Genomic DNA, 21,128 nt, shown 5'->3' with positions numbered 1-21,128 from the left:
TGACCAGCAGCGTTGCGGACCCGTGCATCTCCTACCGGGCCCGCTCCGCCTCGCTCGTGATCATCCGGACGTCAACCGGGGTGGCGTCATCGGGCAGCACCTGTGATCCGCTGACCCGGTCCTACGGCATTCGGGGGAGGCGGTCGGTCGTTGACCGGTACGGTTGAGGCCCGGGCCCGCCCGGCCCGTTCTTCGGTGCGCTAGGCGAGGAGGCCCCTGTGTTCCCGTTCGCTGCGATGATGGCCCGACTGGCCGAACCTGCTCTGAGCGACCTGCTGGATCTGTACAGGCGGCGCGGGGAAGCGAAGAGCGGTACGGAGCCCCTGTTCGAAGCAACCGTCTCCATCGGTGGTGACAACGAGGTGTCCTACACGCGGGTCAGTGTGAGGCGGTGGTCCCCCGGCGCCACGGTGAAGATCCATGTGTACAGCTGGGACGTCAACCATGATCTGGCCCGCTACGTCGGCGGTGATCCCCCACCGGACGAGGAGGACGCATTGCTCCGGTCGCGCAGTCCTGTGAGTCCACACCGCAGCATCGGCAGTTGGCGTGTCGCCGAGGAACTCTGCGGGATGGTCGGCGGCACCGACCTCACCAGGGGGGACGACGGTCTCGCGTACTTCTCTCTCACACTGGGAGACAGCACTCATGAGACGTGAGACGGAGAGCGGCACGATCGCTTGCCTCAACACACACACTGTCTCCCGGAGCAGAGCAAGCGCCCAGGGAACTCCACGCTGAGCAGCTTTCCCGCGAAGGGCGTTACTGACCAGCGACGCTGGGTCGACCGGAGGATGACCGGGTCAGGCATGACCCAGCGCCTGACGCCCGTCGCGCCGGCGCTGGAGCAGTTCCTGGGCAGCTCGGCCGGGCTGTCGCCGGCCACTGTGACGAGGCTACGTGTACGTGTGGGCGGACGGCGTGCACCCCCAAGCTCCGCCTGGGCCAGGCCCGTTCGGTGTCCTGGTGCTGATGGGCGTGCGCACCGACGGCTCCAAGGAGCTGATCGCGCTGGCGGAGGGAGTGCGGGAGTCGACCGAGTCGTGGGCCGACCTGCTGCGCGACTGCCGTCGGCGCGGCATGCGCGATCCGGCGCTGGTGGTCGGGGACGGCGCGATGGGCCTGTGGAAGGCCCTCGCGGAGGTGTTTCCCGATGCCCGGCGTCAAAGGTGCTGGGCGCACAAAACCCGGAATGTCGCGGACGCCCTGCCGAAGTCGGCACAGGCGGGGGCGAAGAAGGCCCTGCAGGACATCTCCAACGCCGAGGACAGCACCCACGAAGAAGGCTGTCAAGGCGTTCGAGAAGGCGTACGGCGCGAAATTACCGAAGGCCGTGAAGAAAATCACCGACGCCGACGAGCTGCTGGTGTTCTACGACTTGCCCGCCGAGCACTGGATCCACCTGCGGACGACCAACCCCATCGGGTCGACTTTCTCCACGGTGAAACTCCGGACCAAGTCACCAGGGGCACGGGTAGCCCGGCCGCCGCCCTGGCGATGGTGTTCAAGCTTGTCGAGTCCGCCCAGGCGCGCTGGCGTGCGGTCACCGCACCCCACCTCGTCGCCCTCGTCCGGGCCGGCGCCCGCTTCGAGAACGGTCACCTCGTCGAACGCCCCGAGGAACCAGCCGCAGCGTGACACCTCAACCGACCTACAACTCCTGACAGTTGCTCGTGGAACCAGCGCCGGCGGCGCTACGCTGCTGTGTCGTGCAGGAGACGCGTCTCGACACTGCTCGGATCCGGGCGGCTCGCCGGGTAATCGACCCGGTCTTTCTCGACACTCCGCTGTACCGCTGCGAGGCGCTGGAGCCCGGCCTCGGGTGCACGGTGAGCATCAAGCTCGAAACGGCGAACCCGGTCCGCAGCTTCAAGGCCCGCGGCACCGAGGTAGTCGACCGGGGCGAGGGGCAGAGGGGATCTATGTGCGCGACCGGCGACCGGAGCGGCGAGGAGCAGGCTCCGCGCCACCCAGCAGCTCCCGGCGCCGCCCCTCGCCGCACTCTTCGAGCTGGGCGACCACGGCCCGCAGCCCGTCCGCAAGCCGCAGGCATTCCTCGGCGCTGAGCCGGGAGGCCACGAACGCCTCCTCCGCGTTGAACGCGGGGAAGAGCTGCTCCATCAGCCTTTCCCCCTCAGGGGTCAACGAGAGCAGGACCCGCCGCCCGTCCTCGGGATGGGTCGAGCGCCCCACCAGCCCTCGCGACTCCAAGGTGCGCGCGACCCCGGTCAGTGTCCCCTTGGAGATCCCCGCCTCCTCCGCAACGGACCACGTCTCCGACTCGCCCCAGATCCACAGCACCCACAGGACGACGAAACCCGTCCAGGTCAGCTCGGAGGGGCGCAGGACCGAGTTCTCCAGGTGCGACCGAACGGCCGCGGCAGCTCGATGGATGTTGGCGACGGCGGCCATCTGCTCTCGCTGCAACTGGAAACCGCTGAGCTTCTCCTGTACTGCCCGTTCGGTATCGGCGATGGATCGATGGCCGGGCACGGGCATCTCCCTTTGATTCGAGCGGCTACGCTGCCGTCACAGAAGTTCGTTTGCCACCAAATGTAGTCCCCCCCCCGGTCCTGAAACAGCAGCGATGCGGTGAGGGCAACTACGCCGCGCTGTTCATCGCGGCCGCCCACTTCACCGTCATCCCCGCTGGCCGTGTGACCCGTGAACAAGGCCCGCTGACGAGGCGACCACGCTCGGAACAATCATGCGAGAGGGCAGGTCAGCGAGAGCCGCCCAGGCTATCGGCCGGGCCGACGACCGTGGCCGCGGTGGTTATCGGGACCGGGCGATCTGTTCCACTCTGGTGTGGACGCGCTCTATGTGAAGCTCGGATTCCGGCTTCATCAGGGCACTGCGGAGGATGCGGGCGTCGGCCGCATCTGCGGTGATCTTGGGGTGGCGTGCGGCGAATGCCTCGCGGTTGGCTTTCAGGGTGCTCAGGAACACCGGATCGGTGCTGGTCATGCCGTCCGCCAGGATGCGCGCCGATGCCGTGTCGATACCGGTCAGGGTGGCGGGTTCGACGGCCGGGAAGTAGCTGACGATGTCCAACTCGGGCCGCTGGTAGAGCTTCAGGACATCCGACGAGGTGATCATTTCCGCCCACTTCAGCGCGGCCCGCCGGCCGGCCGCCAGGACCTGGCCGAGTCCGTCGGGGGTGGGCGGGAGGAGCTGGAAGGTGAGCCACAGAGCGGCGGCCGCGGCGCCGGCGCGTGAGCATTCCAGGCTGATCTCCCCCAGGTGCAGCTCGGTGGAGGTGAAGTAGGTGTAGGGCGAGTCGTGGAGGTAGAAGCGTCCCACCTCGGGGTCGCGGAAGAGTACGGCGCCGCAGCCGTAGGGCTGGAGCCCGTGCTTGTGCGGATCCACCACGACCGAGTCGCACTGCGCGATGGCCCGCCAGGGCTCGGGGGCGAGCCCTTCAGTGCCGTCGGCGCCCGCCAGCAAGGTGAAGAAGCCGCCGTAGGCGGCGTCGACGTGGATGCGGACGTCGTAGCGTTCTCTCAGGGCCAGGGCCTTGTGGATGGGGTCGATGGCTCCCAGTCCGGTGGTGCCGGAGGTGAGGACGACGGTGCCCACCGCGCCGGTCCGCAGCAGGTCTTCCAGCGCGTCGAGGTCGATGCGGCCCCGGCTGTCGGTGCGTACGGGGTGGCCGTCGATGCCCAGGACCCGGCACATCCGCCCGTGGGTGTAGTGGGCGTCTTGGCTGTAGGCGATGCCCCGGCCGGGGTGGAGTTCCCGGGCGACGAACAACGCTTCGAGGTTGGCGATCGTGCCGCTGGTGGTGAGGTGGCCGAGATGGGTGTCGAAGCCGAACATCGCGGCGAGCTGCCCGACGGCCTCGCGTTCCATCCGGGCGGTCGCGGGTCCGCCGTCGAGTGCGTGGTTGTTGGGGTTGATCAGCATGGCGGTGAGGTAGCCGACCACGGCGGCGGGGTGTGGCGGCTTGAGCATCTGCCCTGCGTAGTGCGGATGGAAGAAGGGGTAGTTGTCCTTCAGTCTCCCGGTGAACTCCTGGAAGGCGTCGGCGAAGCGGTCGTCGTCGACGAGGACGGACGGGTGCGTCTGGTAGGGGCCGAAGGTGTCGGCCCATTCGTGTATCGCGTGTGTGGCTCGGCCGAGCCAGTACTGCAGATCCATGGATCGATCTCCCTCTCGCTCGCAGGTGCTGGCGGCCACCCTACGATTTCTTTGACTAGTCAGCAATTGACTGCTCAGCAATTGAGCCATCAGTAGGTGATGCGGCAGTAAACTCGCAGGACAGGACGACAGGACCGGAGGGCTCAGGCAGGTGAATGCCTCGATCCGGCAGGGCGACGAAGCCGCCCGTGCCGCCAACAGCGGGCTCGTTCGGGAGTTCGGGCTGCTGATCAAGTCCGCCACCCGTCTGGAACAGCGGATCGACGCCGCACTGCGACGGGAGTGCGGGATCAGCCACACCATGCTGGAGGTGCTCATCAGGCTCTGCCGGCAGCCCGGCGAGGAGGTGTCACAGCGCCAACTGGCCGACGACCTGACGCTGACCAGCAGCGGCACCACCCGGCTGATCGACCGCATGGAGGAAGCCGGTACGGTCCGGCGCCTGCCCTCAGCCGATGACCGCCGCATCGTGCTGGTGGAACCGACCGACCAGGGCCGTACGGTGTTCCTCCAGGCCGCCGACGTTCATGCCCGCGTCGTCGAGCGGTACTTCGTCAAGCCGGTGGACTCCCAGGACTACGCACGGCTGATCCGCGCGCTGAGCGAGATCAACGGGGCGCTGCGCGAAGCCACCGAGTGACATGACCGCCATCATGGCCGGACCGGCCGCCGAGTCCGTGCCGCCTCCGAGGCGCCCGTGCCCGGCTGGCCCCAGGGCGTGGCCGTGAGCCGCTGCGGGAGTCGAGCGAGCGGCCGACGCAGCGGGAGCAAGCGGTGCGTCGACCTCGCCGAGGCACCGCGGTCGTGCACGAGCAACGAGGCCCGTCAGGACGTCGTCGTGGACCGGAAGGGTCCGTCGAGTCGGGCCAGGTGGCGGACCTGTTCGTCCTGGACCGCCCGGTGCCGGACCTGGCTCCGCACCGGATCATGGATGCCGAGGCGGACCTGACGGTGGCCCACGGGCGGCCGTCCACGAGTGCGGGGGGCCGCCGCCCCTGTAACAGCAGGCTCTCCCCTCCTCTGCCCTCCTGGCAGCGCTCCCAGGGCCGAGCCTCAGCGGGCTTCGCGAGCGGCCGCCCGTACGAGCGCTTCGAAGAGGCGGTGCTGCGCCGCATCCTCGTGGGCCGTGTCCTCGGGATGCCACTGCACCGCGGTGAACCAGCCCCGTGCGCCGACGAGTTCGAGCCCCTCGACTGTGCCGTCGGCCGCCGTGGCGGTGACGCGCAGCCCCGCGCCCAGGCGGTCGACCCGCTGGTGGTGGTAGCAGGACGCGTCCACCTTCTCCGCCCGCGTGGCCCTCGCGACGACCGACCCCGGCTCCAGGGAAACGGGGTGCACGACATGCCGGTGCTCGTGCTCCGGCCCGCCCATGTCCTGGTGCAGGGTGCCGCCGAGGGCGACGTTGACCGCCTGCAGACCCCGGCAGATCGCCAGCAGGGGCAGACCCAGGTTCATCGTCTGCCGGGCGACTTCGAGATCGAAACCGTCCTGCTCGTCGTCGACGTCGTACACGCTCTCGTGGGTTTGGCGGTGCCCGTAGCGGTACGGCGCCAGATCACCACCGCCGGGGAGCAGCACCCCGTCGAAGCGGGCGAGGCGGGCGGCCACCTCCGCCGGATCGGCGGTGCCGCCGGGTGCGTACGGGTGGATCGACGCGGGTTCGCCGCCGGCCCGCCACACCGCCTCGACGAGCGCACGAGCGTTGACCTCGGCGGCGTACCGCAACGCGGAGGCGGTGGCGGAGAACCGCGCGGGGACGGCGATCAGCGGGCGGCTCACAGCTGGATCCAGGTGGTCTTGAGCTCGGTGTACTTCTCCAGGGCGTGCGCGGACTTGTCCCGGCCGTTGCCTGACTGCTTCATCCCGCCGAAAGGCACCGTCAGATCGCCCTCCTCGTAGCAGTTGACCCACACCGTGCCCGCCTTCAGCGCCCGGGAGACCTGGTGCGCGGTGGACAGGTCCGAGGTCCACAGACCGGCGGCGAGGCCGTACTCGGTGGCGTTGGCCAGCGCCACCGCCTCGTCGAGGGTGTCGAAGGCCAGGACGGAGAGGACGGGGCCGAAGATCTCCTCGCGGGCCAGCCGGGCAGCGGGATCGACCTGGTCGAACACAGTGGGCTCGAAGAAGCTGCCACCACTGTCCGTCCCGGTGCGGGAGCCTCCGGTCCGTAGCCGAGCACCCTCGTCGACCCCCTGCCGGACGTGGTCGAGTACGCGCTCCAGGTGTCCCTCGCCGACCAGCGCGCCCATCTCGGTGGCCGGGTCGAGGGGGTCACCGACGCGGAGCGCGCGGGCTCGTTCGACGACGGCCTCGGTGACGCGTTCGGCGACGGAGGAGTGCACCAGCAGCCGGGAGGGGGCGGTGCACATCTCGCCCTGGTTGAAGAAGATGCCCCAGGCGGCAGTGGCTGCGGCCTTCTCCAGGTCGGGGGCGTCGGGAAGGATGATGTTGGGCGACTTGCCGCCCAGCTCCAGCCAGACCCGCTTGAGGTTGGAGTCGGCGGCATGGCGCAGGAAGTGCCGGCCCACGGCGGTGGAGCCGGTGAAGGCGAGCACGTCGACGTCGGGGTGAAGTCCGATGGCACGCCCGGTGGTCGGTCCGTCGCCGGTGACGACGTTGAGGACGCCCGGCGGCAGCCCGGCCTCGGTGGCGAGACGGCCCAGCAGCAGCGCGGACAGCGGCGAGTTCTCGGACGGCTTCAGTACGACCGTGCAGCCGGCCGCCAGCGCCGGGGCGACCTTCCAACTCGCCAGTGTCAGCGGGAAGTTCCACGGCACGACCGAGCCCACCACGCCGGCGGGCTCCCGCGTGACCAGCGCCAGGGCGTCCGGTGCGGTGTGCGGGGACTCGTCGGTGAGCTTGTCGGCCAACTGCCCGTACCAGCGGAAGGTGTTGATCGCGGCGCGCAGTTCGATGTGGTAGGCGTCCGTGACCGGCTTGCCCATCTCCAGGCTCACGGTCAGGGCCAGCGACTCGCGCCGCTCCTCGATCAGTTCGGCGATGCGCGACAGGACCCGGCCACGCTCGGCGGGGGCCAGACGCGGCCAGGGCCCGCTGTCGAAGGCCCGGCGGGCGGCGGCCACGGCCGCGTCCACCTCGGCCGGACCGCCGTCCGCGACCTCGGCCAGGACCTGGCCGTCGCGCGGCGAGACCACCTGGAAGGTGCCGCCGCCCCCGGCCTCGTCGGCGCCGTCGATGTGATGGGCGCCGGACACGTCGAACGCCTTGGCGCGGCGGAGCCATTCGTCATGAGTGACGGCCGGCATGCGGACCTCCAGAGTCTCGTCTCGAAGAACATGGAAAACAGCGGGTTTCGGCCCTCCGGCGCGCACCCGTTCCGCCGGACGCGCGCCGGAGTTGGCCGGGTCAGTCCCCGACGGCCGGCGCGCCCCGGCGCGTCACCCGGGCGGTCACCAGCCCCAGCGCCATGACCACGGGAACGCTCAGCGTGAGCCACAGGGCCGTCTCCGCGTCGCCGCCGATGAGGGTGGTGAAGTTGGCCAGGATCAGCCAGCTGGCGCCCGCGGTGCCGAGCGCGCCGAGGACCGGGGCGATCAGCGTGTTCCAGGGGCGGGTGTCGAGGTGTTCACGGCGGAAGAAGACGACAACGGACACCGAGGTGAGCAGGTACAGCAGCATCATCGCCAGGACGGCGACCCCGCTGAACCAGGAGAACAGGCTCAGTACCGGGTCCCCGCCCGCCAGGGCGAAGGGGATCACCAGGGCCACGGCGACGGCCGTCTGCACACACCCGGCCGCCCAGGGAGAACGGCGGCCGTTGAGCGCGCACAGGCGGCGGGGCAGCAGCCCGTCACGGCCGAGCGAGAACAGATAGCGGTTGGCGGAGTTGTGGAAGGTGAGGATGCCGGCGAACAGGGAGGTGGCCAGCAGGATGGGCAGCACGTCGTTCACCCAGCCGCCGAACTGTGCCGCGATCGGTGCGAAGACGAATCCGGTGGAGTCCCCGCTCATCAGCGCCTTGCCGGCCGCCGCGCCGGCCTTCGAGGGGCCGTACGCGGAGACCAGCATCCAGGACGTCAGAGCGAAGAAGCCGGTGACCACGGCGACCGACAGGTAGGTCGCCCGGGGCACGGTCTTCTTGGGCTCGCGTGCCTCCTCGCCGTAGATCGCGGTGGCCTCGAAGCCGAACATGGACGCGACGGCGAACATGACGGCCACACCCGGCGCGCCCTGCAGGGCCGCGCTCGGCGCGAAGCTCCCGGCGACGTCGAGCCCCTCGGGTCCCCCGCCCTTGGCCAGTGTCACCAGGCCGAAGACCAGCAGGACGCTGAACTCGGCCAGGACGAAGACCGCCAGCACCTTCGCCCCCGTCCCGACCCCGGCGCCCCCGAGCACCTGCACGACGGCCATCGTGGCCAGCACCCAGACCCACCACGGCAGGTCCAGACCCGTACGGCCCTCGACCAGACCGCCCACGATCGCCCCGTACAGCCCGTACATGGCGGCCTGGATCGTGCAGTACGCGAACAGCGCGACGCCCGCGCTGCCGACGCCGGCACTCATGCCGAGGCCCTTGCCGATGTACGTGTAGAAGGCGCCCGCGTCCACGACGTGGCGGCCCATCGCGACGAAGCCGACCGAGAACAGCAGGATCACGGCGCCCGCCAGTACGTAGGCGGCGGGCGTGCCGGGGCCGTTGCCCAGCGCCACGGAGATGGGGACCGCGCCGGCGATGCCGGTGAGCGGCGCCTGTGCGGACAGGACGAAGAAGAGGATGCCCAGCACGCCGAGCGCATTGGGTTGGAGCGTGCCTGCCGTGGTTGCGTCCCGCACGGTCCGCTGCGTCGCGGCCGTCTGACTGTCCACTCGGATCACCTGCCAGAAAGGGGAGAGTCGTTTCAGGCCAAACGAATTGCCTCATCGTGAGGCGGAACTATCCGTTTGGCAAGGGGGTGGCACGGAGAATCCGGGTCCGACACGGATTTCTCAGGGGCCGCGATCAGCGACTTGCGCCCAGTGGGGCAGGCCGGGAGAGGCTCAGTCGCCGTCCCGGTCCCGGGCAAGCAGCCGCAGCACGCGCCGCAGCTCGTCGAGGGCTTCCTCGATGATCTCGCGCTCCCCGAAGACGAGCTGGTGCAGCACGAGGCCCTCCAGGGTGGCGAACACCATGCGGGACAGACCCTCGTCGACCGGTCCGGGCAGCATCTGGGTCAGCTCACGCCGGGTGGCGTCGAAGTACTCGGCGTACAGCGCACGCAGGTGGGGCAGCAGCTCCGGCCGGCGGCGCGACTCCAGGAGCAGCTCGTACTGGAACGCCTGGAGATCCGGTGCGGACTCCACCATCTGCGTCAGACCGGCGGAGAAGTCGGCGGTCTTGCCGGTGCCGGGTTCGAGGTCGCTGCTGCCGAGGGAGGAGCGGATGGCGTGGGTGAGCGCCTCCTCGATCAGCGCGTCGCGCGAGCCGAAGTGGTGCACGACGAGCCCGTGGGTGACGCCCGCCTCCTCCGCGACGGCGCGGTAGGTGAGCCTGCGCAGCCCGCCGCGCGCCACCACACGCACCGCGGCGTTCAGCAGGGCCTCGCGGCCCGCGCCGTACGTGACGCGCTTGCGGGGGCGGCGGCCGGCAGGCTCGGTCATGCACGTGACCCTACCCGCGCCGCCGGCCTCAGCGCCGCGGCGGCCGGATCCCACGGAACTCCCAGTCGCCGCCGAGCGCGGTGGACAGCACCTCCTCCGACTCGGTGGGCTGGGCGCCGACGTCGGTGCGGACGGGGGTAGGGCCGGTGACGACGTGGTTGGTGAGCCTGCCGAGCCCCTCGACCTCGACCTCGACGATGTCACCGGGCCGTACGGGGCGGGAGTTGGCCGGAGTGCCGGACAGCAGGACGTCGCCGGGGTACAGGGTGATGGTGCGGGCGATGTCGGCGACGAGGTAGTGCATGTCCCACTTCATCTCGTCGGTCGAGCCGTCCTGGACGACCTCGCCGTTGACGTAGGTCCGCAGGCGCTTGCCGTGGAAGTCCCAGTCGGTGACCAGGCCGGGGCCGAGCGGGCAGAGGGTGTCGGAGCCCTTCACCCGGAGCATGGAGCCGGCGTCGGTGTCACGGAAGTCGTGCAGACCGTAGTCGTTGGCGATCGTGTAGCCCGCGATGTACTCCCCCGCCTCGGCCGGGGCGATGTTCCGCGCGGTCTTCCCGATCACGATGGCGACCTCGCCCTCGTAGTTGAGCCACTTGCAGCCCTCGGGGCGGACGATCGCGCCCCGGTGCGAGTTGAGGGCCGAGGTCGGCTTGTGGAAGTAGGTGGGCGTGTCGGGAAGCTCGATGCGGAACTCGTCGACGCGGCTGCGGTGGTTGAGGTGGACGGCGATCACCTTGGAGGGAACGACCGGGGGCAGGTGCCGGGCCTCGCCGGTCGGGACGCGGCGGCCGTCCCCGGCGACGAGTTCGTCGCCGTCGACGGTGACCTGGACGGCGGCGCCGTCGAGGAGGATACGGCGGTATTCGGGCATGGCGGGGCTCCTCAGAGGCGGCTGTGCGGACTACGCGGGGACGGGGGCGGTGGGGATGCGGGCACACCGGTGCCGGTCCAGCCGCCGGCGGGGCGGTCGAACCAGAGGTGGACCTGGCCGGTGCCGATGGCGTTCTCGTACTCGCCGTACTGGCGGCCCTTCGCGGCACACGCCTGCTCGCCGAGGGCTCCGGCCATCATGAGGTAGTGGAAGAACTTCGCCTCCGGCTTGTACGTCCAGAACTCGTCCATGGTGTCGAGGACCTTGTCGTGGCGGCCCTCCTTCAACCAGGCGATGCGCTCCAGGTCTGCCTGGCGGGCCTCGGGCGTGAAGATGTGCACGGGGTCGCTCGCCTCGTGGTCGCGCAGCTCGCGCAGCGGCCAGAAGGTGTGCGAGAGCGCCCCGGAGGCGATGAGAAGGACCCGCCGGCCAGGTGTGGCCGCGATGCCGTCCGCCAGGGCGCGGCCGAGCCGCAGATGGTCCTCCATGTCGCCGGTCTGGCAGACGCCGATGGTCACCCACCGCTTGTCGGGCAGGCCCTCGCCGAGGAACTTCCAGAGGTTGATGGTGGCGTAGTAGACCGGCAGGCAGGCGTCGTCGATCGGGGTGATCCAGGTGCCGTGCCGGTCGGCGAACTTCGCGACGTTGTGGGCGAGTTCGGGGTCGCCCGGGTAGTCGTACGGCATGCGGCACATGCCGCGCGGCAGCTCCTCGGAGGTGAACAGGCCCGCGCGCCGCTGCTGGGCGGTGACGACGAACTCGACGGTGGTCGCCCAGTGCGAGTCGAGGACGACGACGGTGTCGTAGTCGTCCCGCTCGAAGACGTCCTCGCGCAGCTGCCGGAGTCCTGTGACGAGGGTGATCTCCTTGCCCCCGTTCAGCTCCAGCCGGTCGGCCTCGGGGAGCACGATGGTGGGGACGTGGGCGAGCAGGCCCGCCCCGACGATCTCACCCATGGTCCTTGAATCCCTTCGGCGCGGTCACGGTGTTCTTCAGGTCGCAGTAGAAGTCGAAGCTCCAGGTGCCGCCCTCGCGGCCGACGCCGGACTGGCGGGAGCCGCCGAAGGGTGCCCGAAGGTCGCGTACGAAGAAGCAGTTGACCCAGACGGTGCCGGCGACGAGCCGGGAGGTGACGCGTTCGGCGCGCTCGGGGTCGCCGGTGACGAGGGTGGCGGCCAGCCCGAAGCGGGTGTCGTTGGCGAGGCGGACGGCTTCGTCCTCCGTGGTGAAGGTCTGGAGGGTCAGCACCGGGCCGAAGACCTCCTCCTGGACGATCTCCGAGTCCTGCGCGACGTCGGTGAGGAGGGTCGGCTCGTAGTACCGGCCGCCCTTGCGCTTGCCGCCGATGAGCGCGCGGGCGCCGGCCGCGAGCGCCCGCTGCACGAAGCCGTCGATCTTCTCCAGCTGGCGGGGGTGGATGGTGGGGCCGACGTCTGTGGCCTCGTCGCGCGGGTCGCCCTGCTCGAGCCGCGAAGCCTTCTCGACGAAGCGGCGCGTGAATGCGTCGGCTATCGATTCCTCGACGAGGAGGCGGGTCGCGGCGAGGCAGACCTGCCCGGCGTTGTCGTACTGCTCCACCGCGAGGTCGGCGGCCAGGTCGAGGTCAGCGTCGGCGAACACCAGCAGGGGTGACTTGCCGCCGAGTTCGAGACTGAGCGGGGTGAGGTTGGCGGCGGCCGACTCCGCGATCCGCCTGGCCGTCGGCACGGAACCGGTGAAGCTGATCCGGCGTACGTCCGGGTGCGAGGTGAGGGCGTCGCCGATCTCGGAACCGTAGCCCTGGACGACGTTGAGGACGCCGGCGGGCAGCCCGGCCCCGGCAGCGATGTCGGCGAGCAGTGAGGCGGTCAGCGGCGACCACTCGGCGGGCTTGAGCACGACCGTGTTGCCGGCGGCGAGGGCCGGGGCGACCTTCCACGTCGCCAGCATCAGCGGGGCGTTCCACGGCGTGATCAGGACGCACGGGCCCGCCGGGTCCCAGCTGACGTGGTTGGTGTGGGCGCGCGTCTCGAAGTCCTCGTGGTGCAGGTGCACCAACCAGTCAGCGAAGAAGCGGAAGTTGTGGGCGACGCGGGGCATCACGCCTCGGCGGTGGGAGCGAAGGAGGGCGCCGTTGTCGGTGGTCTCGACGATCGCGAGTTCTTCGAGACGTTTTTCGACGCCGTCGGCGATGGCGTTCAGGATGCGAGCGCGCTCGCCAGGGGGCGTGGCGGCCCAGCCGGAAAAGGCTGCCTTGGCAGCGGCCACTGCGGCCGCGGCCTCGGCCGGGCCACCTCGGGCGATTTCACCGAGCGTGGTGCCGTCGATCGGCGACACATCGGTGAAGGTCTCGGCGGAGGCGACGCGTTCGCCGCCGATCCAGTGCCGGGTGTCGACGGTGACACCGGCGACGGTGGTGATGGGATCGGTCATGTCCGGTCTCCAAGTCCTTTGATGTAAGGGCGTTACTCGGTGCCGGACGCGCCGGACTCCAGCAGCCGGCCGCCGTCCCAGACGACGCCGACCTGGCGGTAGTACGCGGCGATCGGCTCGCGGATCTCCAGCCGCGCCAGCTCCTCGGTCGGCGCCTCGAACAGCTCCAGCTCGGCATCACCGACCCACGGCTGCCCGCCCTCGAAGGACGCCGCACCGGACTCGATGAGCTCATTCAGTGCGAGCCCCTTGCCCTTCTCGATCGAGGGCAGCCAGCGATGGTGGGCCATGGGGTGGGCGTTGACGAAGCCGTTCGTCTCGGAGGGCTCCAGCAGGGTCACCGTGGCCTGGGCGAGCCGCCGGTCCGCCGCGGCGAGCGTCGCACCGAACCGCGCTCCGGCCTCGATCCGCGGAGCGGGCCCGTACGGATGCGGACGCGTCTGGTGGATGGAGCCGAGCTTCTTCGGATACCCCTGGTGCAGTCCACGCGCGATGGCGAAGTCCTTGTCGACCCAGATGTACACGCAGCGGGAGTAGGTCTGCCCCCTGTACGTGCAGCGGACGACCGCGAAAGCCTCCTTGTACTGGGAGCGCACCGGATCGAGCAGTTCCTCCCCCGAGGCCGAGCAGGACTGCCAGTCCGCCCAGATCAGTGCGACGGCGCCCGGGTCCTCGTCGGCCAACCCCAGCGGCTCCGGCAGCAGTTCACGCACCCGGGCGGGGTCGGTACGGTATTCGACGGTGAGCAGGTCGCCGGAGTAGCGCCACGGCGGCGAGGGGATCAGCGAGGAGACGCCGCTCGCCGTCTTGGGGTGGAAGTATCCACGGACAGTCGTCATGACGTTCCTTAAGCGGTGAGGGCGGGCTGCCTCAGCAGCTGGGCGCGGTAGCGGGCGGCCGCGGTGGCCGTGGCGTGACCGCCGAGGCCGACGACACCGACCAGACGGTCACCGGCGTGGTAGCCGACGACGACGTCACCGTCCGGGTCGCCGTCCAGGACGCGGACGTCGTCCCTGCCCAGCACGGGCGCGCCGAAGGACTGCAGCCGGAATCGTGCTGGTCGCTCCAGAACGTGGGCAGCGGTGCGAAGGGCGCCAAGTCGGCGTCCAGGCCGTGCAGATGGGCGGCAAGTGTCTTCGCCGCGTGCTTGGCGGTGTCGGTGGGGATGGACCAGTGTTCCACGCGGCGGGGCACCCCGTCGTAACGGGCGTTGGGGACACGGGCGACGTCGCCGACCGCGACGACGTACGGGAGATCGCCGACGCGCAAGTGCTCATTCGTCAGTACGCCGTCGGTCAGATCGAGCCCCTTGCCCTCCAGCCACCCGGTGTTGGCGATCGAGCCGACCGACTCCACGACCACGTAGGCCAGTCGTCCGTCGCCGTCCATCCGGAAGACGTCGGGTGCCGCGAAGACGCACTGGCCGTGGTCCTGGCACTTGTTCATGTCGACGACGACCTTCATGGCCGGTCCTCCTGCGTGTAAGGGCGTCGGAGCGGGTGCGGGAACAGGGGCCCGGCACGGTGGCCGGGCCCCGGCCGAAGGGGCGCGATGACCGACCCCTGACTCGTTTGGCTTCAAACAAGATAGGAAGCCACCAGGGCCTGGTCAATACCTATCCGGATGGATAAATTCTTCCTCTCGCCCCTTGCGGGACCCGTCGCAAGCTCCTACCGTTTGCCATCAAACAAATTGCTTGGGGCTGCCTTGCTGTCGCGCCCCGCCTCCCCTTTTTCTGCACGCCACCCGCCTTCCGGACCCTGCGTCTCGGAGGTGCCCCACCGTCCGCCCGAGGAGACATCGGTGAGCGTTCACGACATCCCGGAAGTCCGCCGGCACATCGACCGGCTCGCCGCCGACGGCATCGACGTGGTCCGGGTGACCTATCCGGATCTCATCGGCACCGACCGGGCCCGCGACGTGCTGATGGCGGAGCTGCCCCGGGCCGTGGAGCACGGGCTCGCCTTCTGCCGGGCCGTCTACCACACCAGCCCCCAGGGCGACGTGGTCCCGGTCAGCGGCGGCCTGGACGCGGGCCTGCCCGACATCTGCGTACACCCGGACCTCGACACTCTCGTGGCGCTCCCCTGGGAGCCCGGCGTCGCCTCCTGTCTCGGCGTGGTCGTCGACCCCGCCACCGGGTCACCCCCTCCCGAGTCGCCCCGCGACCTGCTCCGGGCCGTCCTCGCCCGGTGCGCCGAACACGGCCTGCGGCCGATCGTCGGCCCTGAGCTGGAGTACTTCCTGTGCGAGCCGGACCCGGCCGGCGGCTGGCGCCGGTACCCACGGGATCCCGGCGTCGTCTACACCGCGGGGCTGCGCGGCGACCCCGACAACCACCTCCTGCGCACTCTGCGGCACGTCCGTGACCTGAACATCGGCGTGGTCAGCGGCAACCACGAGTTCGACGGCGGACAGTTCGAGATCAACCTCGTCCATTCGGAGGCGATGTCGGCCGCCGACCGGGCCTTCCGCTTCAAAGTCGCGGTCAAGGAACTCGCCCGCAAGGAGGGCAGGCTCGCCACCTTCATGGCCAAGCCGTTCAACGACGCCGGCGGTTCCGGTTTCCACCTTCACCTGTCCTGCGCGGCCTCCGACGAGGAAGGTGCCCGCAACGCCTTCGACGACCCCTCGGGCGCGTACGGCCTGTCGGCCACCGCCCGCCACGCGGTCGCCGGCGTCCTGGCCCACGCCCCCGCACTCGCCGCGCTGCTCAACCCGACCGTCAACTCGTACAAACGCTTCGGACCCGACACCCTCGCGCCCTGGCTGATCGACTGGGGGCTGGACAACCGCAGCGCCATGGTCCGCATCCCGCCCGAGCGCGGGTCCGGCGCCCGCTTCGAACTGCGGCTGGGTGACGCAGGCGCCAACCCCTATCTCGCGATCGCCGGCACGATCGCCGCCGCACTGCTGGGCGTCCTCGCCGCGGACGAGCCGCCGGCCCCACTGGAGGGCTACGGCTACGACACCTCCAGGTCGGCCGTCCTGCCGATGAGCCTGTCCGCCGCCCTGGACGCGCTGGAGGCGGACACCGCCCTGGCCGAGGTGCTCGGCAAGGACTTCACCACCTCCTTCCTCGCCTACAAGCGGAACGAGGTCGAGCGCTTCCAACGGCACGTCACCGACTGGGAGTTCACCGAGTACGCCTACCATCTGTGACGGACGTCGACCTCGCCGATCTCGACAACTTCACGGACGGGGTGACGCCTTGGCGCATGTTCCACACCCTGCGCCACAAGGACCCGGTGCACTGGCAGCGGGAGGAGGCTCCCATGAGGACGCGCAGCCGCTCCTCATCATCGCCGCTTGGGGTGCTCGCGGGCCCGCCACTCCCGGCGGGCTTACTCCCGTACAGCGTCGCGTTCCGCATTGGCCCCTAACTGGCGTGCCACATCAGCGTCTTCGCGCCCTTGCCCTCCCCCTTGAACGACACCATCGCCGGACGGTCGCCCTTCGGGAGCAAGTGGACGGTGCACAGGGTGAGCGCGGAGTTCGGCTCGAGGCGGGTGTTGGGGACGCTGCCCCGGCACTGGTCGATGCCCTCGCCTTCGGCGGCGCGGGAGAAGTCGATCAGGGGCACCGGCTGGACCTCGCGGCCGCCGGCGGTGCGCAGACCCACGCCGTCGTCCATGGACGGCAGGAGCTTCTCCGTGCCGACGTTGCGGTACTCGACGCTGACGTACCAAGGCACCAGATTCTTCTGGGTGTCGCCCAGGTCGTAGTCGCCGAGGTCCTTGAGGCTGCCGGCGCGCACGCTCTTGGGCGTGACGCGGATCGGCACGGCGCCGCCCTTCGTGGTGACGTCCTGGTACGAGGAGTCGGCGGTCGTGCCCGCGGCCAGCAACTGGCCATCGTCGTCGCCCTTGCCGTCGGCGACCTTCCACAGAAGGGTCTCACCGGCTTCGTCGGCGTACGCGACCGTGGCGGGCGTGTGTCCCTCGGGCAGCATCACCAGCTGGCACACCGTGGCCGTGGCTCCGGGTGCCACCGCGGCGGGGCCGGCCTTGTCGCAGTTGTCGGGGAGGGACGAACCGGCGGCGGTGGCGAGGGGGTTGGTGTTCCACAGGGAGATCGCCTTGCCGGGCGTGCCGTCCGCGAGGGTGACGGTGAAGTTCGCCTGCGGGTCCGGCCGGGTCAGGGCCGCAGAGCCGGTGTTGGTGTAGGTGACGGTCAGGTAGTACGGGACCATCCCCTTCAGGTCCTCGTCCAGCTGTACGTGGTCAAGGTCCGCCGACGTACCGCGTGCGAGCCGTTTGGGTGCGATCTTCAGCTGATGCGGGGTGCTTTGGACAGTCCACGTGGCCGTCCGGGCCGTCGAGGCGACCGGTAGCGCCGTTACCGCGGCGGGTTTGCTCGTTCCCTTGCCGGAACCGGAATCCGTGTCGCCGGCGGAGTCCGAGCCTGCCGACCCGCACGCCGTGACGGCCAGTGCGAGCACTCCAACTCCCGCAATCTCGGCCATAGTCCTGCGTGTCCGCATGTGCACCCCCGTGCCTTGTCACCATTTCGTTCGCAACTCGATCAGCTTACGCACCGGCCTGCGTTGGCCGTCGGCAGGGCCACCCACGGATACACCTGGTGGTAAGAGGCGGCAGCGAGCCCGCCACCGCCTCCACCGCATCGCCGAACAGCCCGCTACACCCCCGGGGGTCGCGCCGTCCAGCAGCGGCGCGGGCAACGGGCCGCCCTGACCGCCTGCGACCGGGCCACCGGCGAACCGGTCCGCCGCATTGCGGCCGGCAGACGGGGTTCGGCAGCCCGGGCCTGCTGCGGCGCGCTGCTCAGCCGAAGCTGCGCAGCCGTGCGGTGAGGTGGGCGGCGGCGCCGTCCATGAGGGTGTCGGCGATCGCCTCCACCGTGCGGGCCCGCCAGGAGTGCAGGTCGGTGCCCGCGACCACCTGGTTGAAGGCCCCCATCGCGGGTCCGCAGTGCACCAGGTAGTCCACCCGGGAGCGCCGGTCCCCGCGCACCGCGAGGCGGAAGCCGCGCTCGAAGTAGCCGCGGAACACGGCTGCCATGTGCTGCTTCGGGTCGCTGCCGACGGCGGGCGCGGGGGCATCGCCGCCCAGATAGCGGTCGTAGACCTGGTTCCTGGTCTCCTCGTCCAGTTCGGCGAGCGAGCCGTGCCGCCGCCACAGCTCGTGCAGCCGGGATGCCCGGGCCGGGAAGAACAGCCCGCGCTTGAGGTAGCGGGCCTGGACGCCGAGGTCGAAAAGCTCGCCCCAGGGTGCGGTGTCCACGTCGTACTCGCGGGCCTCCTGCAGGATATCCTTCACCTCGGGGCTGGTGGCCGCCTCCACGGAGCACTGGTTGACCGAGCCGGTCAGCACGAAGTCGGCACCGAGCAGGAACGCCGCCCCGGCGGCCTCGGGCGTGCCGATGCCGCCCGCGCACCCCACGTGCACCCGGTGGCCGTTCGGGCCGGCCGCGTCGCGCAGCCGCAGTACGGCGGGGAGCAGGGTGAGCAGGTCGGCCGTGCTGCTCAACCAGCCGCCGTCGGCCTCCACGCACAGGTCGTCCGCCATCGGCCGGCCGGCCGCCGCGCGGGCCTCCTCCTGGGTGACATCGCCGGTCTCCAGCAGCCGGGCGACCAGCCGCTCGGGCGGCGGGGCGAGGAACTCGGCGGCCACGTCGGTGCGCGACACCTTGGCGATGATCCGGCCGCCCTTGAGCCGGTACCGGACCAGCGCCGGGGTGATCAGCGGGAACCCGGACGCCTCGACCAGGTCGACACCGTGCCGCAGGAGCAGGTCCACCAGGGCGGACTCCTCGTCCGGGGCGCCGTGCCGGTACAGCAGGTTGACCCCGAACGCGCCGCCGAGGCCCAGGTCCCCGGCCAGGTCTCGCAGCAGTCCGTCGACCTCGTCGAGGGGCAGGCCCCCGGTCCCCAGGAAGCCGAGGAGTCCGGCCTTGGCCGCCGCGCCCAGCATCTCGCGGCCCGAGACGCCACCGTACAGGGCGCCCAGCAGGTACGAGCGCCGCAGACCGTACCGCTCGCGGAAGGTGGCGGCGCCGAGGGTGTCCGCGGTCAGGGCGGCGGGAGCGGCGGGCCGCACAGGGGCGGGCGTCGATGTCACGGACGCATGCGTCGCAGTAGCGGGCGCGAGTGCCGGCGTCTCGGATGCCGGTGTCCGGTCGGGCAGCTCGTGCGTCCCGGGCGCTTCTTCCGCCGGGTTCGCCGTACGGGGCACCGGTACGGGCAGCGGCTCCGCGTTCTTCCTGATCTTGGCGACCAGGTTCGTCAGCACTCGGCCGGGCCCCAGTTCGACGAATTCGAAGTCTCCGTGGCCCATCAGCCGGCGCACCGTGTCGGTCCAGCGGACGGGGGAGGCGATCTGCGCGGTCAGGGTCGCCTTGACGGCGTCGGGGGCGTAGGGCTGCCCGTCCACGTTGGCCAGTACCGGGACGGTCGGCGGGCGCAGGGTGAAGCCGTCCAGGAAGCGGCCGAACTCCTCGGCGGTGTCCCGCATGTAGCGGGAGTGGAAGGGGGCGCTGACGTTGAGCCGGACGGCACGAACGCCGGCCGACTCGAAGGCGGCACGTGCCGCGTCGACGCGCTCGGCGGGGCCGGACAGCACGAACTGGTCGGGGGCGTTGTGGTTGGCCAGGTCGAGGTCGTCGATGCCGGAGTCGGCGAGCACCCGCAGCACGGCCGCCTCGTCGCAGCCGACCACCGCCACCATCCCGCCACCGCCGGCCGCCGCCATCAGGGCGCCGCGCCGCTGCACCAGGCGCAGTCCGGTCTCGAAGTCGAAGACGCCCGCGGCGAACAGGGCGACGTACTCGCCGAGGCTGTGGCCGATCAGGTAGTCGGCCGGTTCGGGGTCTTCGGCGAGCCGGTCGAGGTGGGTCAGGGCGCTGACCACGTAGAGCGCGGGCTGTGTGTACTCGGTACGGCCCAGGCGGCGCTCGGGGTCGAGGACGCACAGCTCCTCGATCGAGTAGCCGAGCACGCCGTCGGCGATGGAGGTCTCCCGCGGGAACCGGGCGAACAACTGCTTGCCCATGCCCCGTTGCTGAGACCCCTGGCCGGGGAAACCGTAGACCTTCATGCCGTGTGCCTTCCTTGCCGTCTTCGCAGTCGCCGGAGTCGGATGTGTCGTCGCAGTGGTGGAGCGCCCCGGTGCCGCGAGGGTGCGGGCCTGCTCCACGACCCGTGGGTCGTGGCCGAACGGGCTGAGCAGCGGCAGTGACCGGGAGCGGTCGCCCGCCGGGAGGTTGCCGCGGACGAAGTTGTGCAGGGTGCCCGAGGGGCCAAGGTCCAGGTAGAGGAAGTCGCCGCGGGCCCGCATGGCGGTCATGGTCCGCTCGAACTCGATCGGCCTGCGGGCGACCTGCCAGAAGTGGTCGGCCGTGGCCTGCTCGACCAGCCGGCCGTCGACGCACGACACCCACGGGATGCGCGGCCGGGCGAAGGTCACCCCGTCGAAGGCGGCCCGGCACTCGTCGAGTACGCCGTCCATCAGGCTGGAGTGGTAGGCGTACTCGACCGGCACCCGCTGGTGCAGGACGTCGGCCGCGCGCAGGGCGGCCTCGGCCCGGGCCAGGTCGGCGTCGGCGCCCGCGACCACGATGTGGCCTGGGTAGTTGCGGGCGGCGACCTCGCAGCCGGGCAGCGCGGGGATCCGGTCCCGGCCGTCCGAACGGGTGATCACCGCCAGCAGTCCGCCGTGCGGGCCCGCCCGCAGGCCGTCGGCCTGGCGCACGAGCAGCCGCAGGCAGGTCTCGGGGGTGATGCTGCCCGACACCGCCGCCGCCGCGTACTCGCCGAGGCTGGAGCCGAGCAGGTAGTCCGGCTCGATCCCGGCCGAGCGCAGGGTCTCGGCCAGGGCCAGTTCGATCATGACGATCGCCGGGTGGGTGAGCCGGGTGTCGGTGAAGGGGTCGTTCTTCCGCCGGGCAGGGTCGAAGATCCGGTCGAGGACCGACTCGCCCAGCAGCTCGGCGGCGACGGCGTCGTACCGGCGCAAGGCCGTGCGGAACACCTCGTCGGTGTCGAAGAGTTCCTCCCCCATGCGGTAGTACTGCGAGCCCTGCCCGGAGAACATGAAGACCACGGGCAGGGGGCCGGCGGGTGCATCGGTCACTGCGGTCGTCCCGT

General features: G+C 70.7%; 16 protein-coding genes and 3 pseudogenes. 5 read left to right on the top strand and 14 right to left on the bottom strand.

The features are described 5' to 3' along the window. The first annotated feature begins 218 nt into the window (after positions 1-218). The 3 genes and pseudogenes from ACIBBH_RS17455 to ACIBBH_RS17445 form a co-directional block, all read left to right on the top strand. Positions 219-659 (top strand): hypothetical protein, encoded by a 441-nt coding sequence (locus ACIBBH_RS17455; protein ID WP_399405404.1) that lies wholly within the window; start codon positions 219-221, stop codon positions 657-659. A 177-nt stretch (positions 660-836) separates the two neighbouring features. Then, positions 837-1,638: pseudogene (locus ACIBBH_RS17450) on the top strand (IS256 family transposase); the annotation flags it as partial. 71 nt (positions 1,639-1,709) lie between these two features. Further along, a pseudogene (locus tag ACIBBH_RS17445) lies at positions 1,710-1,896 on the top strand (threonine dehydratase); the annotation flags it as partial. Positions 1,897-1,920: 24 nt separating this feature from the next. Here ACIBBH_RS17445 and ACIBBH_RS17440 read toward each other — a convergent pair. Both ACIBBH_RS17440 and ACIBBH_RS17435 read right to left on the bottom strand, forming a co-directional pair. Further along, on the bottom strand, positions 1,921-2,493 hold the full coding sequence (locus ACIBBH_RS17440) for a MarR family winged helix-turn-helix transcriptional regulator (protein WP_399405402.1): 573 nt from the start codon (positions 2,491-2,493) through the stop codon (positions 1,921-1,923). Between the two features lie 282 nt (positions 2,494-2,775). Continuing rightward, positions 2,776-4,140, bottom strand: coding sequence for a pyridoxal phosphate-dependent decarboxylase family protein (locus ACIBBH_RS17435; protein WP_399405400.1), 1,365 nt, complete (start codon positions 4,138-4,140; stop codon positions 2,776-2,778). Positions 4,141-4,291: 151 nt separating this feature from the next. Between ACIBBH_RS17435 and ACIBBH_RS17430 the strand changes: the two genes are divergently transcribed. Beyond that, positions 4,292-4,780, top strand: coding sequence for a MarR family winged helix-turn-helix transcriptional regulator (locus ACIBBH_RS17430; RefSeq protein ID WP_399405398.1), 489 nt, complete (start codon positions 4,292-4,294; stop codon positions 4,778-4,780). 185 nt (positions 4,781-4,965) lie between these two features. Here ACIBBH_RS17430 and ACIBBH_RS17425 read toward each other — a convergent pair whose 3' ends face one another. The 10 genes and pseudogenes from ACIBBH_RS17425 to ACIBBH_RS17380 all read right to left on the bottom strand — a co-directional run. After that, a complete protein-coding gene (locus ACIBBH_RS17425) occupies positions 4,966-5,100 on the bottom strand; it encodes a hypothetical protein (protein ID WP_399405396.1) in 135 nt (44 codons plus the stop codon). Positions 5,101-5,193: 93 nt separating this feature from the next. Then, the gene (locus tag ACIBBH_RS17420; RefSeq protein ID WP_399405394.1) at positions 5,194-5,919 is read right to left on the bottom strand and encodes a gamma-glutamyl-gamma-aminobutyrate hydrolase family protein; all 726 of its coding nucleotides are present in this window, start codon (positions 5,917-5,919) and stop codon (positions 5,194-5,196) included. After that, positions 5,916-7,406 (bottom strand): aldehyde dehydrogenase, encoded by a 1,491-nt coding sequence (locus ACIBBH_RS17415; RefSeq protein ID WP_399405392.1) that lies wholly within the window; start codon positions 7,404-7,406, stop codon positions 5,916-5,918. The genes ACIBBH_RS17420 and ACIBBH_RS17415 overlap by 4 nt, the downstream gene beginning before the upstream one ends. Before the next feature lie 100 nt (positions 7,407-7,506). Beyond that, complete coding sequence (locus ACIBBH_RS17410; RefSeq protein WP_399405390.1) at positions 7,507-8,967, bottom strand: APC family permease; 1,461 nt, start codon at positions 8,965-8,967, stop codon at positions 7,507-7,509. 171 nt (positions 8,968-9,138) lie between these two features. Next, positions 9,139-9,738 (bottom strand): TetR/AcrR family transcriptional regulator, encoded by a 600-nt coding sequence (locus tag ACIBBH_RS17405; RefSeq protein WP_399405388.1) that lies wholly within the window; start codon positions 9,736-9,738, stop codon positions 9,139-9,141. A 28-nt stretch (positions 9,739-9,766) separates the two neighbouring features. Continuing rightward, entirely contained in the window at positions 9,767-10,612 is an 846-nt protein-coding gene (locus ACIBBH_RS17400) for a fumarylacetoacetate hydrolase family protein (protein WP_399405386.1), read from the bottom strand. 11 nt (positions 10,613-10,623) lie between these two features. Beyond that, positions 10,624-11,568, bottom strand: a complete 945-nt coding sequence (locus ACIBBH_RS17395; RefSeq protein ID WP_399405384.1) for a 3,4-dihydroxyphenylacetate 2,3-dioxygenase — start codon at positions 11,566-11,568, stop codon at positions 10,624-10,626. Next, on the bottom strand, positions 11,561-13,024 hold the full coding sequence (locus ACIBBH_RS17390; RefSeq protein WP_399405382.1) for an aldehyde dehydrogenase: 1,464 nt from the start codon (positions 13,022-13,024) through the stop codon (positions 11,561-11,563). The genes ACIBBH_RS17395 and ACIBBH_RS17390 overlap by 8 nt, the downstream gene beginning before the upstream one ends. A 32-nt stretch (positions 13,025-13,056) precedes the next feature. After that, positions 13,057-13,863 (bottom strand): acetoacetate decarboxylase family protein, encoded by an 807-nt coding sequence (locus tag ACIBBH_RS17385; RefSeq protein ID WP_399405380.1) that lies wholly within the window; start codon positions 13,861-13,863, stop codon positions 13,057-13,059. 8 nt (positions 13,864-13,871) lie between these two features. Then, positions 13,872-14,536: pseudogene (locus ACIBBH_RS17380) on the bottom strand (4Fe-4S domain-containing protein); the annotation flags it as partial. 291 nt (positions 14,537-14,827) lie between these two features. On the opposite strand from ACIBBH_RS17380, the gene ACIBBH_RS17375 reads away from it, so the two are divergent. Next, positions 14,828-16,186, top strand: a complete 1,359-nt coding sequence (locus ACIBBH_RS17375; RefSeq protein ID WP_399405378.1) for a glutamine synthetase family protein — start codon at positions 14,828-14,830, stop codon at positions 16,184-16,186. Positions 16,187-16,403: 217 nt separating this feature from the next. On the opposite strand, the gene ACIBBH_RS17370 is transcribed toward ACIBBH_RS17375, so the two are convergent. Then, entirely contained in the window at positions 16,404-17,465 is a 1,062-nt protein-coding gene (locus ACIBBH_RS17370; protein WP_399405376.1) for a hypothetical protein, read from the bottom strand. Positions 17,466-17,808: 343 nt separating this feature from the next. Then, entirely contained in the window at positions 17,809-21,114 is a 3,306-nt protein-coding gene (fabD, locus tag ACIBBH_RS17365; RefSeq protein ID WP_399405374.1) for an ACP S-malonyltransferase, read from the bottom strand. Between the last annotated feature and the right edge of the window lie 14 nt (positions 21,115-21,128).

Source organism: Streptomyces sp. NPDC051636, assembly GCF_044453765.1.
GTDB lineage: Bacteria > Actinomycetota > Actinomycetes > Streptomycetales > Streptomycetaceae > Streptomyces.
This window is presented reverse-complemented; position numbering and strand designations above follow the sequence as displayed.

Excerpts from the sequence above, each read along its gene's own strand:
- ACIBBH_RS17395 (WP_399405384.1), bottom strand. The coding sequence starts at position 11,568 with ATGGGTGAGATCGTCGGGGCGGGCCTGCTCGCCCACGTCCCCACCATC.
- ACIBBH_RS17390 (WP_399405382.1), bottom strand. The coding sequence starts at position 13,024 with ATGACCGATCCCATCACCACCGTCGCCGGTGTCACCGTCGACACCCGG.
- ACIBBH_RS17385 (WP_399405380.1), bottom strand. The coding sequence starts at position 13,863 with ATGACGACTGTCCGTGGATACTTCCACCCCAAGACGGCGAGCGGCGTC.
- ACIBBH_RS17415 (WP_399405392.1), bottom strand. The coding sequence starts at position 7,406 with ATGCCGGCCGTCACTCATGACGAATGGCTCCGCCGCGCCAAGGCGTTC.
- ACIBBH_RS17405 (WP_399405388.1), bottom strand. The coding sequence starts at position 9,738 with ATGACCGAGCCTGCCGGCCGCCGCCCCCGCAAGCGCGTCACGTACGGC.
- ACIBBH_RS17435 (WP_399405400.1), bottom strand. The coding sequence starts at position 4,140 with ATGGATCTGCAGTACTGGCTCGGCCGAGCCACACACGCGATACACGAA.
- ACIBBH_RS17400 (WP_399405386.1), bottom strand. The coding sequence starts at position 10,612 with ATGCCCGAATACCGCCGTATCCTCCTCGACGGCGCCGCCGTCCAGGTC.